Genomic DNA, 17,161 nt, shown 5'->3' on the forward strand with positions numbered 1-17,161 from the left:
ATGGGGCACGAGGCTGGCCTGGACGCGCTCGCACCGGATGCGGCGGTGCTGGTCGCCGGCGCCGGTGTGACGGGCCGTTCGGTGCTTGCGGCGCTGGCCCCGCTGGGTGTCAGGCCGACCCTGTGCGACGACGATCCGGCCGCGCTGCAGCGCCACGCCGATGCCGGGATAGCCACCACGAGCCCGTCCGCGGCCGCACGGCACGTCGGCGACTATGCGCTCGTCGTGACCAGCCCAGGCTTTAGGCCGACCGCGCCCGTGCTGGTCGCCGCCGCCGAGGCCGGCGTGCCGATCTGGGGTGACGTGGAGCTGGCCTGGCGGCTCGACAGCTGCGGCCGCTACGGGCCGGCGCGTCGGTGGCTGGTGGTCACCGGCACCAACGGCAAGACCACCACCACCTCGATGCTGCACGCCATGCTCACCACCGCCGGCCTCAACGCCCGGTTATGCGGCAACATCGGTAACCCGCTGCTGGACGCGCTGGCCGAGCCCGCCGACCTGCTGGCCGTGGAACTGTCCAGTTTCCAGCTGCACTGGGCGCCGTCGCTGCGACCTGAGGCCGGCGTCGTGCTGAACATCGCTGAAGACCACCTCGACTGGCACGGCAGCATGGCCGCCTACACCGCCGCGAAGGCGCGCGTACTGAATGGCCGGGTGGCGGTAGCCGGGCTCGACGACGAGCGCGCAGCGGCGCTACTGGACACCGCGGGCGCGTCCGTGCGGGTCGGCTTCCGGCTGGGCGAACCGGCAGCCGGCGAGCTCGGAGTGCGCGGCGGGCAGCTCGTCGACCGGGCGTTCGCCGACGACCTGGCGCTGGCGCCGGTCACCGCGATACCGGTGCCCGGGCCGGTGGGGTTGCTTGACGCGCTGGGCGCTGCGGCGCTGGCCCGCTGCGTCGGGGTGCCGGGGCCGGCGATCGCCGGCGCGCTGGCGTCATTTCGCGCTGGCGGCACCGCGCCGAGGTGGTCGCCGTCGTCGACGGCGTCCGCTACGTCGACGACTCCAAGGCCACCAACCCGCACGCGGCCGAGGCCTCGGCGTTGGCCTATCCGCGGGTGGTGTGGGTCGCCGGTGGTCTGCTCAAGGGTGCCGCGGTCGACACGACCGTCGCCAGGATCGCAAACCGGCTGGTCGGAGCGGTTTTGATCGGCCGTGACCGCACCGAGTTTGCCGAGGCGTTATCACGACACGCGCCCGATGTCCCCGTCGTACACGTTGTGACAGGCGAGGATGCTGATGTGCATGCGACTGATGAGACTCCTGTGGCCTGTGTGACAGCCGGCGCTGCAGCTTCCGGCGCAAGCGTCGGCGCCCGGGTGATGACCGCCGCCGTGGCGGCCGCGCGGGAAATGGCCAAGCCCGGCGACACTGTGCTGCTGGCGCCTGCGGGTGCGTCGTTCGACCAGTTCACCGACTACGCCGACCGCGGTGAGGCGTTCGCTGCCGCTGTGCGCGCCCTAACCCGGTAGGCGGTGGTGAGCAGCGTGCTGGCCAGGCTGCGGCGCCGTGGCAACAAGTCGGCACAGGCGAGCGACTCGGCGCCGGCCGAGGCCGAGCAGCAGACCGGGTCAGGCAGCAAGCCGCGCGCCGTGATTAGAGCGGTCGGCGGGCCATGCAGCCGAGTGGGCGCCTGGCTGGGCCGGCCCATGACATCGTTTCACCTGATCGTCTCCATTGCCGCGCTGCTGACCACGTTGGGTTTGATCATGGTGCTGTCGGCATCCGGGGTGCGTTCCTATGACGACGACGGCTCGGCGTGGGTCATTTTCGGCCGGCAAGTGTTGTGGACGCTGATCGGGCTGGTGGCGTGCTACCTGGCCCTGCGGGTGCCGGTGCGGTTCATGCGGCGTGCCGCGTTCTCCGGTTTCGCGTTGACCATCGTGTTGCTGGTGCTGGTGCTCGTCCCCGGAATTGGCCACTATGCCAACGGCTCTCGCGGCTGGTTCGTGGTCGCGGGCTTTTCGATGCAGCCCTCGGAGCTGACCAAGATCGCCTTCGCCATCTGGGGCGCGCATCTGCTGGCCGCCCGGCGCATGGAGCGAGCGTCGTTGCGGGAGATGCTCATTCCCCTGGTGCCGGCCGCCGTGATCGCATTGGCGCTGATCGTGGCCCAGCCCGACCTCGGCCAGACCGTGTCGTTGGGCATCATTCTGCTGGCCCTGCTGTGGTATGCGGGCCTGCCGCTGCGAGTGTTTGTGAGTTCGCTGTTCGCGGTCATCGTCTCCGGGGCGATCCTGGCGGTTTCCGAAGGCTACCGCTCCGACCGCGTGCGCTCGTGGCTCAACCCCGGACAGGATCCGCAGGACACCGGCTACCAGGCCCGCCAGGCAAAGTTCGCGCTGGCCAACGGCGGCATCTTCGGTCACGGTCTCGGTCAGGGCACCGCGAAATGGAACTACTTGCCCAACGCCCACAACGACTTCATTTTCGCGATCATCGGCGAAGAGCTGGGCTTTGTCGGCGCGTTCGCGCTGCTGGCGTTGTTCGGTCTGTTCGCCTACACCGGGATGCGCATCGCCCGCCGGTCGACCGACCCGTTCCTGCGGCTGCTGACCGCCACCACCACGATGTGGGTGATCGGGCAGGTGTTCATCAATGTCGGCTACGTCATCGGCCTGCTGCCGATTACCGGCCTGCAGCTGCCGCTCATCTCAGCTGGTGGAACATCAACGGCGACAACACTTCTCATGATCGGAGTGATGGCCAACGCGGCTCGCCACGAACCGGAGGCGGTGGCGGCGCTGCGCGCCGGACGCGACGACCGGATGAACCGGCTGTTGCGGCTGCCGCTGCCCGAACCGTATACACCGAGCCCGGTGGAGGCGCTGCGTGACCGGCTGCGCTCTCGAGCGCAACCGGTCACGCGGCAACGCAAGCCCGACCGCGCACCCGCGACACCGCGGGCGGCGCGATCGGCAAAACCCCGCACGACCCATCGGCCGGCCCGCCACTCGGGGCATCATGGAGGGCGTCAGCGCCACACCGGGCAGCGTCAGCCACGCAACGGGCGGACTCGTGCACTGGAAGGTCAGCATTATTGAACGACTCGGTCACTCGGCCAGGCGAACATGCCCCGCTGTCGGTCGTCCTCGCCGGTGGCGGCACGGCCGGTCACGTCGAGCCCGCCATGGCCGTCGCCGACGCGCTGACGGCGCTCGATCCGCGGGTGCGGATCACCGCACTGGGCACACCGCGCGGGCTGGAGACCAGGCTGGTGCCCGAGCGGGGCTACCGGCTCGAACTGATAACCCCCGTTCCGCTGCCGCGTAAGCTCAGCGCCGACCTGGCCGGGCTGCCGACCCGGGTAGTGCGGGCCGTCCGGCAGACCCGGGCGGTGCTCGACGAGGTGGACGCCGACGTCGTGATCGGGTTCGGTGGATACGTCGCGCTGCCGGCGTATCTGGCCGCCCGCGGCGCGCTGGCTGGTCGACGGCGCGTGCCAGTGGTGATCCACGAGGCCAACGCCAGCGCCGGGCTGGCCAATCGGGTCGGGGCTCCGCTCGCGCAGCGGGTGCTGTCGGCCGTGCCGGATTGCGGGCTACGCGGCGCCGAGGTGGTCGGCGTGCCGGTCCGGTCGGCGATTACCGGGCTGGACCGCGCGGCGTTGCGGTCGGCCGCGCGGGCCCACTTCGGTTTCGCCGAAGACGCCCGGGTGCTGCTGGTGTTCGGCGGGTCGCAAGGCGCGGCGTCGATCAACCGGGCGGTTGCGGGGGCGGCCGCCGACCTGGCCGCCGCCGGTGTGGCCGTGCTGCACGCCTACGGGCCCAAGAACACCGTCGAGCTTCGCACGCCCGAGCCGGGGGACCCGCCCTACGTGGCGGTGCCCTACCTGGACCGCATGGAATTGGCTTATGCCGCGGCCGATTTAGCGATCTGCCGGTCCGGGGCGATGACGGTCGCCGAAGTCTCGGCCGTCGGGTTGCCCGCCGTCTACGTCCCGCTGCCCATCGGCAACGGCGAACAGCGGCTCAACGCGCTGCCGGTGGTCAACGCCAGCGGCGGGATGCTGGTCGCCGACGCCGATTTGACGCCACGCTTCGTGGCCGACCAGGTGGCTGGGCTGCTTAACGACCCCGCGCGGCTGGCGGCGATGACGGCGGCCGCGGCGCGCGCCGGGCACCGCGATGCGGCGCATCAGGTGGCTCGGGCCGCCGTCGATGTGGCGCGAGGCGCGCGCCGGTCGCGTGAGCGTCGGCCTGCGGGCACGGGGCGACGATGAGCGACATCTCGCTGCCACCCGAGCTGCGCCGGGTGCACATGGTTGGCATTGGGGGAGCGGGCATGTCGGGCATTGCCCGCATTTTGCTGGACCGCGGCGGAATGGTATCGGGCTCTGACGCCAAGGAGTCGCGCGGCGTGCGTGCGCTGCGCGCCCGGGGCGCGGTGATCCGGATCGGCCACGACACGTCTGCCCTGGATCTGCTGCCCGGCGGGCCGACAGCGGTCATCACCACCCACGCCGCGATCCCGAAGACCAATCCCGAACTCGTCGAGGCCCGCCGCCGCGGCATCCCGGTGGTGCTGCGTCCGACGGTGTTGGCCAAGTTGATGGCCGGGCGCACCACCCTGATGGTCACCGGCACGCACGGCAAGACGACGACGACGTCCATGCTCATCGTGGCGCTGCAACACTGCGGGTTTGATCCGTCCTTTGCGGTGGGAGGCGAGCTGGGTGAGGCCGGAACCAACGCCCACCACGGCAGCGGCGACTATTTCGTCGCCGAGGCCGACGAAAGTGACGGCTCGCTTTTGGAATACAGTCCCGACGTCGCGGTGGTTACCAACATCGAGTCCGATCATTTGGACTTCTTCGGCAGCGCCGAAGCTTATGCCGCGGTGTTTGATTCCTTCGTGGAACGGCTCGCCCCTGGCGGAGCGCTGGTGGTCTGCACCGACGATCCGGGTGCGGCGGCGTTGGCGGAACGCACTGCGGCCCTGGGTATTCGGGTGCTGCGCTACGGCAGCACCCCGGCCGGCGAGCTGACCGGCACGCTGCTGTCGTGGGAGCAGCAGGGTACCGGCGGGGTGGCGACCTTTCAGCTGGCCGGCGACCCCAACCCGTGGGCGATGCGGCTGGCGGTGCCGGGCCGGCATATGGCGCTCAACGCGTTGGGCGCATTCTTGGCCGCGATCGAAATCGGCGCCCCGGCCGAAGCGGTGCTTGACGGGCTGGCCGGTTTCGAAGGCGTGCGTCGCCGGTTCGAGTTGGTCGGCACCGCGGGGTCGGTGCGGGTTTTCGACGACTACGCCCACCATCCGACGGAGATCAGCGCGACACTGGCAGCGGTCCGCACGTTGCTGGAGCAAAGCGGCGGTGGACGTGCGGTGGTGGTGTTTCAGCCCCATTTGTATTCGCGGACAAAGACTTTCGCCGCCGAGTTCGGTCATGCTCTTGATGCTGCCGACGAGGTCTTCGTGCTCGACGTCTACGGGGCGCGGGAGCAACCGTTGGCAGGCGTGAGCGGCGCGAGCGTCGCCGAGCACGTCAGCGTGCCGGTGCACTACATGCCGGACTTCTCCGCTGTCGCCGAGGCGGTGGCCGCGGCGGCCCGGCCCGGCGACGTGGTCGTCACGATGGGTGCCGGCGACGTGACCATGCTGGCGCCGGAAATCGTCACCGCCCTGCGGGTGCGGGCCAACCGAACCGTGCCCGGTCGGGCGGGGGAGCGATGGTGAGCGAGCCGACGGGCGGGCCGGCGGCCGAGGCGGTGACCGAGCCGATGGCCACCCCGGAGGGCGAAACTGTCGACTCGGCGGAAGTGCGCTTCGAGGGCCCGCGGCGGCGGGCGCGCCGGGAGCGGGCCGAACGGCGCGCCGCCGAAGCGCGGGCCAGGGCTATCGAAGAGGCCCGCCGGGAGGCCAAGCGCAGGGCGCTTGGACGAGCTGCCGGCGAGACCAAACCGCTTCCCCGAGGCGCCGTTCGCGGTTTGAAGACGCTGCTGGCGACGGTGCTGCTGGCGGGGGTGACCTTCGCGCTCGGGCTGATCCTCTACTTCACGCCGGTGATGTCGGCGCGCAGCATCGTCGTCACCGGAACCGGCGCGGTCACGCGCGAGGAGGTGCTCGACGCGGCGAAGGTGCGTCCCGGCACACCTTTGCTGCAGATCGACACCGACCAGGTCGCCGACCGGGTGGCCACCATCCGGCGGGTAGCCAGCGCGCGGGTACAGCGCCAGTACCCGTCAACGTTGCGAATCACCATCGTCGAGCGAATTCCCGTGGTGGTCAAGGACTTTCCCGACGGCCCGCACCTCTTCGACCGTGACGGAGTCGACTTCGCGACCGCCCCGCCGCCGTCGTCACTGCCCTACATCGACGTGGACAATCCCGGCCCGACGGATCCGGCCACCAAAGCCGCTTTGGCGGTGCTGACCGCGCTGCGCCCCGAAGTCGCCGGCCAGGTGGGACGGGTCGCGGCTCCCTCGGTCGCCTCCATCACGCTCACCCTGGTCGACGGGCGGACGGTGATCTGGGGAACCACCGACCGCACGGAGGAGAAGGCCGAGAAACTGGCCGCGCTGTTGACCCAGCCCGGGCGCACCTACGACGTGTCCAGCCCGGATCTACCGACGGTCAAATAGCGCGGCTCGTCGCGCCCAGGGCCGCGAAAAATGGCCGAAATTCACCGCAACACGTCGGCGCGCCTGCATCGCTAGCACGCGCCGCGGCCATACCGTTCTGTGTGCGTGGAACTACTTGACATAACTCTAAGCCTTAGGTTGAGGTTGAGGGTTTTCCGACTCGCCGAGGGTCGCCAAGTGTTTCACCACCAGGCCAAGCCCACCAGGGAGGAAGACTTCAAATGATGACCCCCCCGCATAACTACCTGGCCGTCATCAAAGTCGTGGGTATCGGCGGCGGCGGCGTCAACGCCGTCAACCGGATGATCGAGCAGGGCCTGAAGGGTGTGGAGTTCATCGCGATCAACACCGACGCGCAGGCGCTGCTGATGAGCGACGCCGATGTCAAGCTCGACGTCGGTCGCGACTCCACCCGCGGCCTTGGCGCAGGCGCCGACCCGGAGGTGGGCCGCAAGGCCGCCGAGGACGCCAAGGACGAGATCGAAGAGCTGCTGCGCGGCGCCGACATGGTGTTCGTCACCGCGGGTGAGGGCGGTGGCACCGGAACCGGTGGGGCGCCCGTCGTGGCCAGCATCGCCCGCAAGCTCGGTGCGTTGACGGTCGGGGTGGTCACCCGGCCGTTCTCGTTCGAGGGCAAGCGGCGCAGCCAGCAGGCCGAGGCCGGCATCGCCGCGTTGCGGGAAAGCTGCGACACGCTGATCGTGATCCCCAACGACCGTCTGCTGCAGATGGGCGACGCCGCGGTGTCGCTGATGGACGCCTTCCGCAGTGCCGACGAGGTGCTGCTCAACGGCGTGCAGGGCATCACCGACTTGATCACCACGCCGGGCCTGATCAACGTCGACTTCGCCGACGTCAAGGGCATCATGTCCGGTGCCGGCACCGCGCTGATGGGTATCGGCTCGGCCCGCGGCGAGGGCCGCGCGCTCAAGGCCGCCGAGATCGCGATCAACTCGCCGCTGCTGGAGGCGTCCATGGAAGGCGCGCAAGGCGTGCTGATGTCGATCGCCGGCGGCAGCGACCTGGGCCTGTTCGAGATCAACGAGGCGGCCTCGCTGGTGCAGGACGCCGCCCACCAGGACGCCAACATCATCTTCGGCACGGTCATCGACGACTCGCTGGGCGACGAGGTGCGGGTCACTGTGATCGCGGCCGGCTTCGCCGCCAACTCTCCCGGGCGCAAGCCGATCAGCAGCGCTGGCCAGGGCCAGAACATCGCACCGGGCAAGGCAGGCAAGGTCACCTCGACGCTGTTCGAGCCGGCCGACGCCGTCAGCGTGCCGCTGCCCACCAACGGCACCGCGATCAACATCGGCGGCGAGGACGACGACGAGGACGTCGACGTGCCGCCGTTTATGCGGCGCTGATACTGGGCAGGTGGGCGGGTATCGCATCCGGCGAGTGATCACCACCCGGGCAGGCGGCGTCTCGGCGCCGCCCTTCGACACGTTCAACCTCGGCGATCACGTCGGAGACGACCCCGCGGCAGTGGCGGCCAACCGGGCTAGGCTGGCCGCGGCGATCGGGCTCGGCGCAAACCGGGTGGTGTGGATGAATCAGATCCACGGCGATCACGTCGAGGTGGTCGACGGGCCGCGCGACGGCCCGGTCGACGCCACCGACGCGTTGGTCACCGCCACGCCGCGGCTGGCGCTGGCCGTGGTGACCGCCGACTGCGTGCCGGTGCTGATGGCCGACGCGCGGACCGGGGTCGTCGCCGCAGTTCACGCCGGCCGCGTCGGTGCCCAGCGGGGAGTGGTGGCGCGGACGCTGGAGGTGATGCTGGCCCTCGGCGCCCACGCCGACGACGTCTCGGCGCTGCTCGGCCCCGCGGTCAGTGGGCGCAACTACGAAGTGCCCGCGGCGATGGCCGACGAGGTCGAGGCGGCACTCCCGGGCAGCCGTACCACGACGTCGACAGGCACTGCCGGGCTCGATCTTCGGGCTGGAATCGCTTGTCAGCTAAGCGAATTGGGAGTCACTGCCATCGACATCGATCCGCGCTGCACGGTGGAGGACCCGAGCTTGTTCAGCCACCGCCGGGACGCGCCGACGGGGCGGATGGCCTCACTGGTGTGGATGGAATGATCGCCATGGCCGATGTCGGGTGGGGCGCGGAGGCCCGAGATGACCGCGAATCGCGATTGGCCCAAGCCCTAGCAACGGTGCAATCCCGATTGGCGGCAGCCGCCGAGGCGGCCGGGCGCAAAGTCGACGAAATTGAACTTTTGCCAATTACGAAATTTTTTCCAGCAACCGATGTGGTGATTTTGTCGCGGCTGGGTTGTACGTCGATAGGCGAATCCCGCGACCAGGAAGCGTCGGCGAAGGTTCGTGAAGTCGCCCGATTATTGGGCCCGGGGTCACCGCCGGTGCGCTGGCACATGGTCGGCCAAGTCCAACGCAACAAGGCGCGGTCGCTGGCGCGCTGGGCGCACACCGTCCACTCCGTCAGCAGCGTGCGGGTGGCGACCGCGCTCGACCGCGCCGTAGGCGCGGCCCGCGCCGAAGGTCGTCGCCGAGACCCGCTGCGGGTCTACGTCCAGATCAGTCTCGACGGCGACGTGGCACGCGGTGGCGTCGATGTCTCGACGCCCGACGCGGTGGACGAGGTCTGCGCCCGGGTGGCGGCCGCGGAAAATCTGGAGCTGGTCGGATTGATGGCGATCCCGCCGCTGGACTGGGATCCGGATGTGGCCTTCGAACGCCTGCAGTCGGAGCACCAGCGGGTGCGCCGGTCGCACCCGAGCGCGGTCGGGCTGTCCGCGGGGATGTCGAACGACCTGGAAGCAGCGATAAGACATGGTTCGACCTGTGTGCGTGTCGGTACAGCGTTATTGGGTCCGCGACCGCTACGGTCACCCTGAGTAGTCACTGTCGTCACACCTTCATCACAGACACCGCATCCAGAAGGGGTCCCGCGATGAGCACACTGCACAAGGTCAAGGCCTACTTCGGTATGGCGCCGATGGAGGACTACGAGGACGAGTACTACGACGACGACCGGGCCCCGACCCGCGGCGGCTACTCGCGGCACCGGTTCGACGACGGATACAGCCGCTATGACGGCCGTGACTATGACGGCCCGCGCGCCGAGCCCGACGACTACCCGCCGGGCGGCTACCGCGGCGGCTACGCCGACGACCACCGGTTCCGGGCCCGCGAATACGACCGTACCGAGTTGGCGCGCCCGCGCTTCGGGCTGCTGCGGGGCTCGACCCGAGGCGCGCTGGCGATGGATCCGCGCCGGATGGCGATGATGTTCGACGAGGGCAGCCCGCTTTCGAAGATCACCACGCTGCGGCCCAAGGATTACACCGAGGCCCGCACCATCGGCGAGCGCTTCCGCGACGGCACCCCGGTGATCATCGACCTGGTGTCGCTGGACAACGCCGAAGCCAAGCGGCTGGTCGACTTCGCCGCCGGTTTGGCGTTCGGGCTGCGGGGATCGTTCGACAAGGTCGCCACCAAGGTGTTTTTGCTCTCACCCGCCGACGTCGAGGTTTCGCCGGAGGAGCGCCGGCGAATCGCCGAGACCGGGTTCTACGCCTACCAGTAGCGGCGAGGCCTGTCGGCGTCGAAAAGACGGCCACGGCGGTGTGTTCCGGCGTCGGGACTCGGTAGGCTGGCGCTCGTCGTCGTGGTCGCGGGCGGCGACGTCGTCGAAGTCACATTCTCAGTAGTAAGGTCGGGCTGTCGTTGGCGCTGTTCTTCGAAATCCTCGGTTTCGCGCTGTTCGTTTTCTGGCTGCTGTTGATCGCGCGGGTCGTTGTCGAGTTTGTCCGCTCGTTCAGCCGCGACTGGCATCCGCGCGGCGCCACCGTGGTGATCCTGGAGATCATCATGTCGGTTACCGATCCGCCGGTAAAGCTGCTGCGCCGGCTGATCCCGCAGCTCACCATCGGCGCGGTCCGCTTCGACCTGTCCATCATGGTGCTGTTGCTGGTCGCGTTCATCGGTATGCAGCTAGCGTTCGGCGCCGCGGTGTAAGAGGTGGCTGCTCATAGGAGTTGCGTCGAAAAGTGTTCGCGGCGTGGTTTTCTCCGGCCTTTAAGGGCGCGATTTGATAAACCTTAAAATTTGAAATTCGTTCTTAATTATCGGTCTAATCTGCAACCGCCGGGTCTGGTGTGACAGGATGGGCGGCAGTTGCGGTACGGCTACCACGCCGTCCTACACTTTCCAGACCGGTTTAACCGTACAGAGTCGAGGGGGCAAAGAATGCCGCTCACACCAGCCGACGTCCACAATGTGGCGTTCAGTAAGCCGCCGATCGGCAAGCGCGGCTACAACGAAGACGAGGTCGACGCCTTCCTCGACCTAGTGGAGGCCGAACTGACCCGGCTCATCGAGGAGAACTCCGATCTGCGCCAACGGGTCAGCGAACTCGAGCAGGAGTTGGCGACTGCCCGCGCCGGTGGCGGTGCGCAACCGACCGAGGCCATGCCGCTGTATCGCCCGGAGCCCGAACCCGAACCCGCACCTGCCGCTCCCGTCGACATCGGCGAGGACCAAGCCATCAAGGCCGCCAGGGTGCTGAGTTTGGCGCAGGACACCGCCGACCGGCTGACCCGCACGGCCAAAGTGGAGGCGGAGAAGCTGCTGGCCGATGCCCGCGCCAACGCCGACCAGATTGTCGCGGAGGCCCGGCGGGAAGCCGACGCCACGATTGCCGAGGCTCGCCAGCGCGCGGACGCGATGCTGGCCGATGCGCAAACCCGCTCCGAGGCCCAGCTGCGCCAGGCCCAGGAGAAGGCTGACGCGTTGCAGGCCGACGCCGAACGCAAGCATTCCGAAATCATGGGCACCATCAACCAGCAGCGCAGCGTGCTGGAGGGCCGCCTGGAGCAGCTTCGGACGTTTGAACGCGAGTACCGCACCCGGCTGAAGACCTACCTGGAATCCCAACTCGAAGAACTCGGCCAGCGTGGCTCGGCCGCACCGGTTGATTCCAGCGCCACCAACGAGGCCGGTGGATTCAACCAGTTCAATCGGGGTACTAACTAGCGTAGGGGCCTGGCCTGCATGGCCCGCGGTGGCTCGTTGACAGGCGTAGCAGTCGCCGCCCCGTCGGCTGGAGGATGACCGATGCTGATTATCGCGCTGGTGCTTGCGGTGATAGGCCTTGCCGCACTGGTTTTCGCGGTCGTCACCAGCAACGCGTTGGTGGCGTGGGTGTGCATCGCTGCCAGCGTGCTGGGCGTGGTGCTGCTGATCATCGACGCGCTGCAGGAACGCCAGCGACGTCAGGCGCGGGTCTCCGCCGGTGAGCCGGTCTCGGTGACCGTCGAGTCGGAATCCGTGACGGGCCCGAGCGACCACGACGCCGGTGCCGCCGACCGCGGCAGCCAGGAAGGGTTCTACGCCGACTATCCTGAGGACGTCGCGGACGAGGACATCGTCGAGTCCGGCGAGCATCCCGCCCCCGGCAGCGACCAAGGCGGCAAGGACGACGACACCCGTTAGGTATCGGCGCCCTGCCACGGCGGGGTCGCGAGCAGCTCACGAACCTCGTCGTCGGTGACCTGGTGGAAGTCCTCGTAGACCTGCCCCACGGCCTCGAAAGCGGGCGGCATCATCGCGCACACCACGTCGTCGGCTTCTTCGGCGAGCTGCTGGCATGCCGACGGCGGGCCAACCGGGACTGCGACCACCACCGATTCCGGGCCGGCCGCCCGGACTGCGCGCACGGCGGCGAGCATGCTGGCACCGGTGGCAATGCCGTCGTCGACGAGGATCACGGTTTTGCCGCGCGGATCGGCAACCGGCCGCCCGCCACGATAGGCCTGCTCGCGCCGCTTGAGTTCGGCGGATTCGCGTTCGATGACCGCGCGCACCTGCTCCTCGCTGATGCGCAGGCTAGAGACCACGTTGTCGTTCATCACCACCCCGCCGCCGCTAGCCAACGCGCCCATCGCCAGCTCGCTCCACTGCGGCACGCCCAGTTTGCGGACTAAAAACACGTCCAATTCTGCGTGCAGCGCGGCAGCGACCTCCCAGCCGACCGGCAGGCCGCCCCGTGCCAGCCCATATACCAGCAGTCGGTCCCGGCCGCGGTAGGAGGCGAGTTCTTCGGCCAGCACGCGGCCGGCTTCGCGACGATCGCGGAAGGTGCGTCGCGATGTTCGCCCAAGAAAGCCACTCGATCGGTTCATTGGCCGCACTCTCGACTGCTGTGGTATCCAGCCTACGACTGCGATGACGCCGGGACATGGGTTCCAGCACTGCGGCTTCCCTGCGCGCTGGAAGCTCAAACCGAACCCCGTCGTCTGCGCCGGTGCGGCGGTTTCACGTCGAAAGCTTGATGGCAAAACCGATCAGCGCATCGATCAGTCGATCCGGCGCGACGCGGCGCGCCACCGCACTTGTCCGCGAATCCGCGCCCACCCGGTAGCGGGTTTTCGGCCGCTTGGCGACCACCGCGGCAGCAACCGCGTTGGCGTAGTGCATCGGCGTGGTCTTGGTAGCGTGTGCCCGAGTTTCGCAGGCGGCTAGAACGGCGGTAAATCGGCTCCGATAAATCGCGGCGATTTCGGCGGGTGCCGACGCGATGGCCTGCTCGGCCCAGGCATGCAGCTTGCGCCAAATTGGTGTCTCGACCACACCGGGTTGGATGATCGACACGCGCACCCCGAGCGGCCGCAATTCACGGCGCAGCGCATCGCTTAGCCCTTCTTTAGCGAACTCGGCGGCCGCATACGCACCCAAAAACGGCGGTGTCACCGTGCCGATACCAGAACTGACGTTGACGACCCGGCCCTTCGACGCCCGCAGCAAGGGCAGAAACCGTTGTGTAACCGCAAGGCTCCCAACAAGATTCGTTTCGAGTTGAGTGCGCATCAGGTTTATGGGCACACATTCCAGCGGCGCGCCGATGCAGATGCCGGCGTTGTTCACCAGCGCCCACAGCCCGGTGTCAGCGCAGCGCAATTCCACGTAGTCGCCAGCGCGGGCGATCGAGGCCGCATCGGTCACGTCTAGCACCACCGGAATTAATTCACCGGCCGACGGAGGCAGGTTGGCCAGCTGCTCGGCGATCGATTTCGATCGCACGCCGGCGAACACGCGGTAACCCAGATCGTTGAGGTGCATGGCCGCTGCCCGGCCGAGTCCGCTTGACGCGCCGGTGATTACCACCGACCTGTGCTGCGGCCGGTGCAGCGCCGAGGACGTCATCGCATGATCTTAGCGGCGCCGGCTATCCGGATTCGGGCGAAAAAAGCAAGTGGCGGCGTTGATTTCGGCACCAGCAGCGCCCGCCGACCTGCGGTGGTGCCGACGGTGAGGGGGTCGACAGCCCCTGACAAGCGTGTCCGAGGGGGGACTTGCCCACCTACGACACGGGTTGAGGTCTTTGAATTGGGTCGTTGACCAGCCGGCTTTCTGCGGCGGTCGAATGGCGTGTGCTGGCAACTGGCATCCATGGTGGCCGCCATCGGTTATTGGTGCGCTCACCGGGTGATCGAGGAGTCGTGTCAGGTTCGGCGGACACGGTTCCACGTCGCCAACGTGAACCGCCTCGGCGCGGTGCCCCGCCGATGCTCCCTATGGGGAAGAGGCGACTCGAGGCTGCGCGCCTCGCCGCGTGTCGCTATGTGACCCCACGGCGTCTATGTGCGATTCTGTTGGGCTACCCAAGGGGAGGGAGCCACGACTGCCGTGACCATATGGGGAAGGAACGAGCATGGAGAACGATGAACAGGAAGGCACTGTCGCCCTGCTGGGAGAGTGGATCGGCCGGCTGGAGGCGTTCAGCGAAGCGCTAGAAGACTTGGAAGGTGAGTCGCCAAGCGACTTCTGCGAAAGCGCTTGTGACGCTTGGAAGAACATCGCCATGATCGATAGCCCTCCATCGACAACTCCGGCAATGCTGGTTGTCACGGAGTCGTTCGCCGTACTGACCAAAGTGATGACCAAGGTGTCCACTGACTGGGCTGACACGCCTGATGTTCGGGACCGCCTGACGCGCAGTGACATTGAGCAGCAGCTGCGAGACGGGTTGGCAAGCATCCTCGGCGAGGCGCGGCAGTGGCTGGCAGAGGGCCTGCCTTCGGTCGACGAAATCAGTGACCGCAACGCGTCAGCTCGTGCAGTCGTAAGTGAATCACTGAAGTACCACGAGTCTAGGAACGCAGAGATGGACGCCGACGACGCGGAAGCTCAGGCTGATCCGTACGGAGCGGTTCTGCTGTGCCGGGACCGCACGGTCTCCGATGCTGCCATCTTCACAAAGCTGTGTTCCTTCACGGAAGACGAACACCAGCGTTACGTAGATGCGCACGAACGGATTCGGCGCATGCTCGACAGTGAACTACTGCAGCACATCTCCGATGAGAGCGACCGATTGTTGGACGTACTGATCGCCGTAATGCGCGAACTTCAGAGCCAACATGTGTCGCTAGGGGATCAGGACGCCATGGACGAGCGTCGGCGCAGGATTCGTTCGGCCCTGATCTCGTTCACCGCTGCGTTGCAGATCCATGAGTACCAGACGATCCGCAGTGTGCGGCAAACACATGGGTTAGGTCGTGAACAGGTGGCTGAAGTCAAGGCCTTGTTCGATGACCTGAAGACGACTTCGTTTGCGTACCGTTGGTTGGAGGCCTTGCGTGATGCCCTGCAGCATGGCGATATTGATGCGTTCAAGTGGAGCTTCAACGTGAGTATGCACGCTGAGCCTGAGGTCACGATCAACCTGGACCGAGGGTTCATGCTGGAGTTCATCGGTCGTGAGAACCGAAGCAAGCCGTGGCTGAAGCCTCGCGAACTCCAGGAGTTGGATGGCGATCCGAGTGTGCTGGACATGATCCAGGCTGTCCAGCCGCTCATGGGTCCGCTGCAGGAAAAGCTAGACAAAGTGTTGTACCCCAATGTTGCCAACGATGCTGCGACGGTACGAGAGCTGATCGCGCGATTTGAGGGCAGACAGGGTATGTACTTCCTGCAGACCGGCCCCGGCTTCACCCGCCGTCGTTTGGCCCCGCCGACAACGCCCCTGGCCCCGCGCGTGCTGTATTTCGCAGAGAACTATGAGCCCGACAACGGCAGTGGTGATGGGGACATGACAGCAGCGTGACAGCAGCGCAGCGGCAATCCATGTATGGGGCAACGTTGGCCCAGCAGCTGCATTGCTCCGAAACGGAGCCGTAAAGCACCGCTGAACTCGTCATTTAAGCCGCTGAAGAATCGCGCGGAGTCGCAGCGGCTGGCCGGAGCGGTAGCTAACTCAGGGAGGAAGCGGCTTCCAGTCGTCCTCGACCCACAAGATGACGCCGTTGGTGATTCTCCAGTCGAAGCGCTGAATGCATCGCACGCAGGCTGCCGTGTGGTAGCCCGAGCCGTTGCGATATCAGCCGGACGAGAATCTAGTCAATCGGAGTTGCGCATTGCTTTTTAGCGCAACGCCCAGAAAATTGGGGCCTATGAAGGGTGTCACAATCCGGGAAGCGTGTCCCGACGAGGTGCCTGCGTTAGTTCAATTGACGTCGGAATACGTTGGTACCAGTTACAAGTGGGCTGACCGTCTCGGCGCCGGGAGGAGCGCCACTGAGAGTCTGGCGCTAGTCGCGGTTGATGCGGACGGTTGTATCCACGGGGCGGTAGGCGTACCCCAGTGCCGGCCAGCTCAACCCAGATCGTTTGGCAGCGAGACCCTGGCGCGTTTGATTTTGGCAAGGTGCCCTGGTGGAAGATTAACGTTCTGGCGGTTGATTTCGAGCATCGTGGACAGGGTGTCGGACGAGCATTGCTGCGGGAAACCGTTCGCAGGCTACCGCGCCGCCATGTTGGGCTGTATGGAAATCTCGACGAAACACGCGTTGACTCGATTCGGTGGTATCGGCGCCAGGGTTTCTACATCAATCCGTCGTCCGGGCTGACAATGAGCGAACGGGTGAAGCCCTTAGATCGAGACGCGATGGGAATCACAGCGGTTCCTGGGGAAGTGATCTTCCGGGGCTTCCGTTCGATCCTTCGCGATCATCTGGATGAAAAAGCCCGCCCCCGCTGGGAGGATCGGACCGCTGAAGCTGAATATCGCTGGCAGGTTGCGCTGCGCTCTGTAATTAGTCCATTTTCTCCTGATCTTGGCTACAGGCTGTATGCCCGGCGTATCGCCGAAGACTTCACACCTGAACTTTGCCACCATGCAGAGATGGGACCGCGTCCGATGTTTGTATTCGGGTGGGATCCAGATCGCGTCCGTGTGTGCAACGAGTGCATGACCCTACACCTTGAGCGAATCCGAAAGTACGACGCCGATACGCATTGCGATGGCTGCGGCATCGAACACAGCGACGTTCGGCTGTCATGGGCAAGCGACGACGAGTGCCTCCTTCTCGTCTCGGCAGGGCTATGCCCAAGATGTCGGTCAGGCGACTCTTGACCCGTCGGGCTTCGACCACGCACCGGCTTCCCACGTCTTCGGTGCCATTCGAGTGTCGTGGCTATCCGCGCGGACTCATAATCGGTGTACACGGGCGTTTGCTGCGTCGGCTAGCGTTGGTGCGTTCGGGGTATACCGGTTCTAGCTGCGTCGATAGGGCTTGTGGCGTTGGCTGGAGCTGGACGGGTCTGGGAGC

Annotated in this window: 14 protein-coding genes and 2 pseudogenes; 14 read left to right on the forward strand and 2 right to left on the reverse strand. The window is 67.0% G+C overall.

Going from position 1 to position 17,161, the window contains the following annotated elements:
- The 12 genes and pseudogenes from murD (at position 1) to MYXE_RS10615 (ending at position 12,047) form a co-directional block, all read left to right on the forward strand.
- Positions 1 to 1,469 (forward strand): annotated as a pseudogene (gene murD / locus MYXE_RS10560) (UDP-N-acetylmuramoyl-L-alanine--D-glutamate ligase).
- A gap of 6 nt (positions 1,470 to 1,475) precedes the next feature.
- Complete coding sequence (ftsW, locus tag MYXE_RS10565; RefSeq protein ID WP_039889462.1) at positions 1,476 to 3,041, forward strand: putative lipid II flippase FtsW; 1,566 nt, start codon at positions 1,476 to 1,478, stop codon at positions 3,039 to 3,041.
- Positions 3,038 to 4,219 (forward strand): undecaprenyldiphospho-muramoylpentapeptide beta-N-acetylglucosaminyltransferase, encoded by a 1,182-nt coding sequence (gene murG / locus MYXE_RS10570; protein ID WP_085194487.1) that lies wholly within the window; start codon positions 3,038 to 3,040, stop codon positions 4,217 to 4,219. Before ftsW ends, murG begins: the two co-directional genes overlap by 4 nt.
- Positions 4,216 to 5,676 carry a UDP-N-acetylmuramate--L-alanine ligase gene (gene murC / locus MYXE_RS10575; protein WP_003919031.1) on the forward strand — a complete coding sequence of 487 codons (1,461 nt, stop codon included), beginning with the start codon at positions 4,216 to 4,218 and terminating at the stop codon, positions 5,674 to 5,676. The genes murG and murC overlap by 4 nt, the downstream gene beginning before the upstream one ends.
- Positions 5,670 to 6,581: a cell division protein FtsQ/DivIB gene (locus MYXE_RS10580; RefSeq protein WP_085194490.1), complete on the forward strand. Its 912-nt coding sequence runs from the start codon at positions 5,670 to 5,672 to the stop codon at positions 6,579 to 6,581. The genes murC and MYXE_RS10580 overlap by 7 nt, the downstream gene beginning before the upstream one ends.
- Positions 6,582 to 6,805: 224 nt before the next feature.
- Positions 6,806 to 7,948: a cell division protein FtsZ gene (gene ftsZ / locus MYXE_RS10585; protein ID WP_085194512.1), complete on the forward strand. Its 1,143-nt coding sequence runs from the start codon at positions 6,806 to 6,808 to the stop codon at positions 7,946 to 7,948.
- 10 nt (positions 7,949 to 7,958) lie between these two features.
- Positions 7,959 to 8,669, forward strand: a complete 711-nt coding sequence (gene pgeF, locus MYXE_RS10590) for a peptidoglycan editing factor PgeF (protein ID WP_086009133.1) — start codon at positions 7,959 to 7,961, stop codon at positions 8,667 to 8,669.
- A 5-nt stretch (positions 8,670 to 8,674) separates the two neighbouring features.
- Positions 8,675 to 9,448, forward strand: a complete 774-nt coding sequence (locus MYXE_RS10595; protein WP_232061785.1) for a YggS family pyridoxal phosphate-dependent enzyme — start codon at positions 8,675 to 8,677, stop codon at positions 9,446 to 9,448.
- Positions 9,449 to 9,504: 56 nt separating this feature from the next.
- Positions 9,505 to 10,140 (forward strand): cell division protein SepF, encoded by a 636-nt coding sequence (locus tag MYXE_RS10600; protein WP_003919026.1) that lies wholly within the window; start codon positions 9,505 to 9,507, stop codon positions 10,138 to 10,140.
- 140 nt (positions 10,141 to 10,280) lie between these two features.
- Positions 10,281 to 10,571, forward strand: coding sequence for a YggT family protein (locus MYXE_RS10605; RefSeq protein ID WP_003919025.1), 291 nt, complete (start codon positions 10,281 to 10,283; stop codon positions 10,569 to 10,571).
- Between the two features lie 231 nt (positions 10,572 to 10,802).
- Positions 10,803 to 11,588 (forward strand): DivIVA-like cell division protein Wag31, encoded by a 786-nt coding sequence (gene wag31, locus MYXE_RS10610; RefSeq protein WP_003919024.1) that lies wholly within the window; start codon positions 10,803 to 10,805, stop codon positions 11,586 to 11,588.
- A gap of 81 nt (positions 11,589 to 11,669) precedes the next feature.
- On the forward strand, positions 11,670 to 12,047 hold the full coding sequence (locus MYXE_RS10615) for a phage holin family protein (protein ID WP_003919023.1): 378 nt from the start codon (positions 11,670 to 11,672) through the stop codon (positions 12,045 to 12,047).
- Here the strand turns inward: MYXE_RS10615 and MYXE_RS10620 are convergent.
- Together MYXE_RS10620 and MYXE_RS10625 are read right to left on the reverse strand one after the other, a co-directional pair.
- Positions 12,044 to 12,778: pseudogene (locus MYXE_RS10620) on the reverse strand (phosphoribosyltransferase); the annotation flags it as partial. The gene MYXE_RS10615 and the pseudogene MYXE_RS10620 sit on opposite strands and share 4 nt — an antisense overlap.
- Positions 12,779 to 12,869: 91 nt before the next feature.
- Positions 12,870 to 13,757: an SDR family NAD(P)-dependent oxidoreductase gene (locus MYXE_RS10625; RefSeq protein ID WP_085194494.1), complete on the reverse strand. Its 888-nt coding sequence runs from the start codon at positions 13,755 to 13,757 to the stop codon at positions 12,870 to 12,872.
- 508 nt (positions 13,758 to 14,265) lie between these two features.
- On the opposite strand from MYXE_RS10625, the gene MYXE_RS10630 reads away from it, so the two are divergent.
- On the forward strand, positions 14,266 to 15,657 hold the full coding sequence (locus MYXE_RS10630; protein WP_085194496.1) for a hypothetical protein: 1,392 nt from the start codon (positions 14,266 to 14,268) through the stop codon (positions 15,655 to 15,657).
- Positions 15,658 to 16,194: 537 nt separating this feature from the next.
- Positions 16,195 to 16,965, forward strand: coding sequence for a GNAT family N-acetyltransferase (locus MYXE_RS10635; protein WP_161552087.1), 771 nt, complete (start codon positions 16,195 to 16,197; stop codon positions 16,963 to 16,965).
- Positions 16,966 to 17,161 lie beyond the last annotated feature (196 nt).

This window comes from Mycobacterium xenopi (assembly GCF_009936235.1).
In the GTDB taxonomy this organism is placed as follows: domain Bacteria; phylum Actinomycetota; class Actinomycetes; order Mycobacteriales; family Mycobacteriaceae; genus Mycobacterium; species Mycobacterium xenopi.

What these genes read in the sequence shown, in the direction of transcription:
- murC (WP_003919031.1), top strand. Translation starts at nt 4,216, where the DNA reads ATGAGCGACATCTCGCTGCCACCCGAGCTGCGCCGGGTGCACATGGTT.
- MYXE_RS10580 (WP_085194490.1), top strand. Translation starts at nt 5,670, where the DNA reads ATGGTGAGCGAGCCGACGGGCGGGCCGGCGGCCGAGGCGGTGACCGAG.
- ftsZ (WP_085194512.1), top strand. Translation starts at nt 6,806, where the DNA reads ATGACCCCCCCGCATAACTACCTGGCCGTCATCAAAGTCGTGGGTATC.
- MYXE_RS10595 (WP_232061785.1), top strand. Translation starts at nt 8,675, where the DNA reads ATGGCCGATGTCGGGTGGGGCGCGGAGGCCCGAGATGACCGCGAATCG.
- MYXE_RS10600 (WP_003919026.1), top strand. Translation starts at nt 9,505, where the DNA reads ATGAGCACACTGCACAAGGTCAAGGCCTACTTCGGTATGGCGCCGATG.
- wag31 (WP_003919024.1), top strand. Translation starts at nt 10,803, where the DNA reads ATGCCGCTCACACCAGCCGACGTCCACAATGTGGCGTTCAGTAAGCCG.
- MYXE_RS10615 (WP_003919023.1), top strand. Translation starts at nt 11,670, where the DNA reads ATGCTGATTATCGCGCTGGTGCTTGCGGTGATAGGCCTTGCCGCACTG.
- MYXE_RS10625 (WP_085194494.1), bottom strand. Translation starts at nt 13,757, where the DNA reads ATGACGTCCTCGGCGCTGCACCGGCCGCAGCACAGGTCGGTGGTAATC.
- MYXE_RS10630 (WP_085194496.1), top strand. Translation starts at nt 14,266, where the DNA reads ATGGAGAACGATGAACAGGAAGGCACTGTCGCCCTGCTGGGAGAGTGG.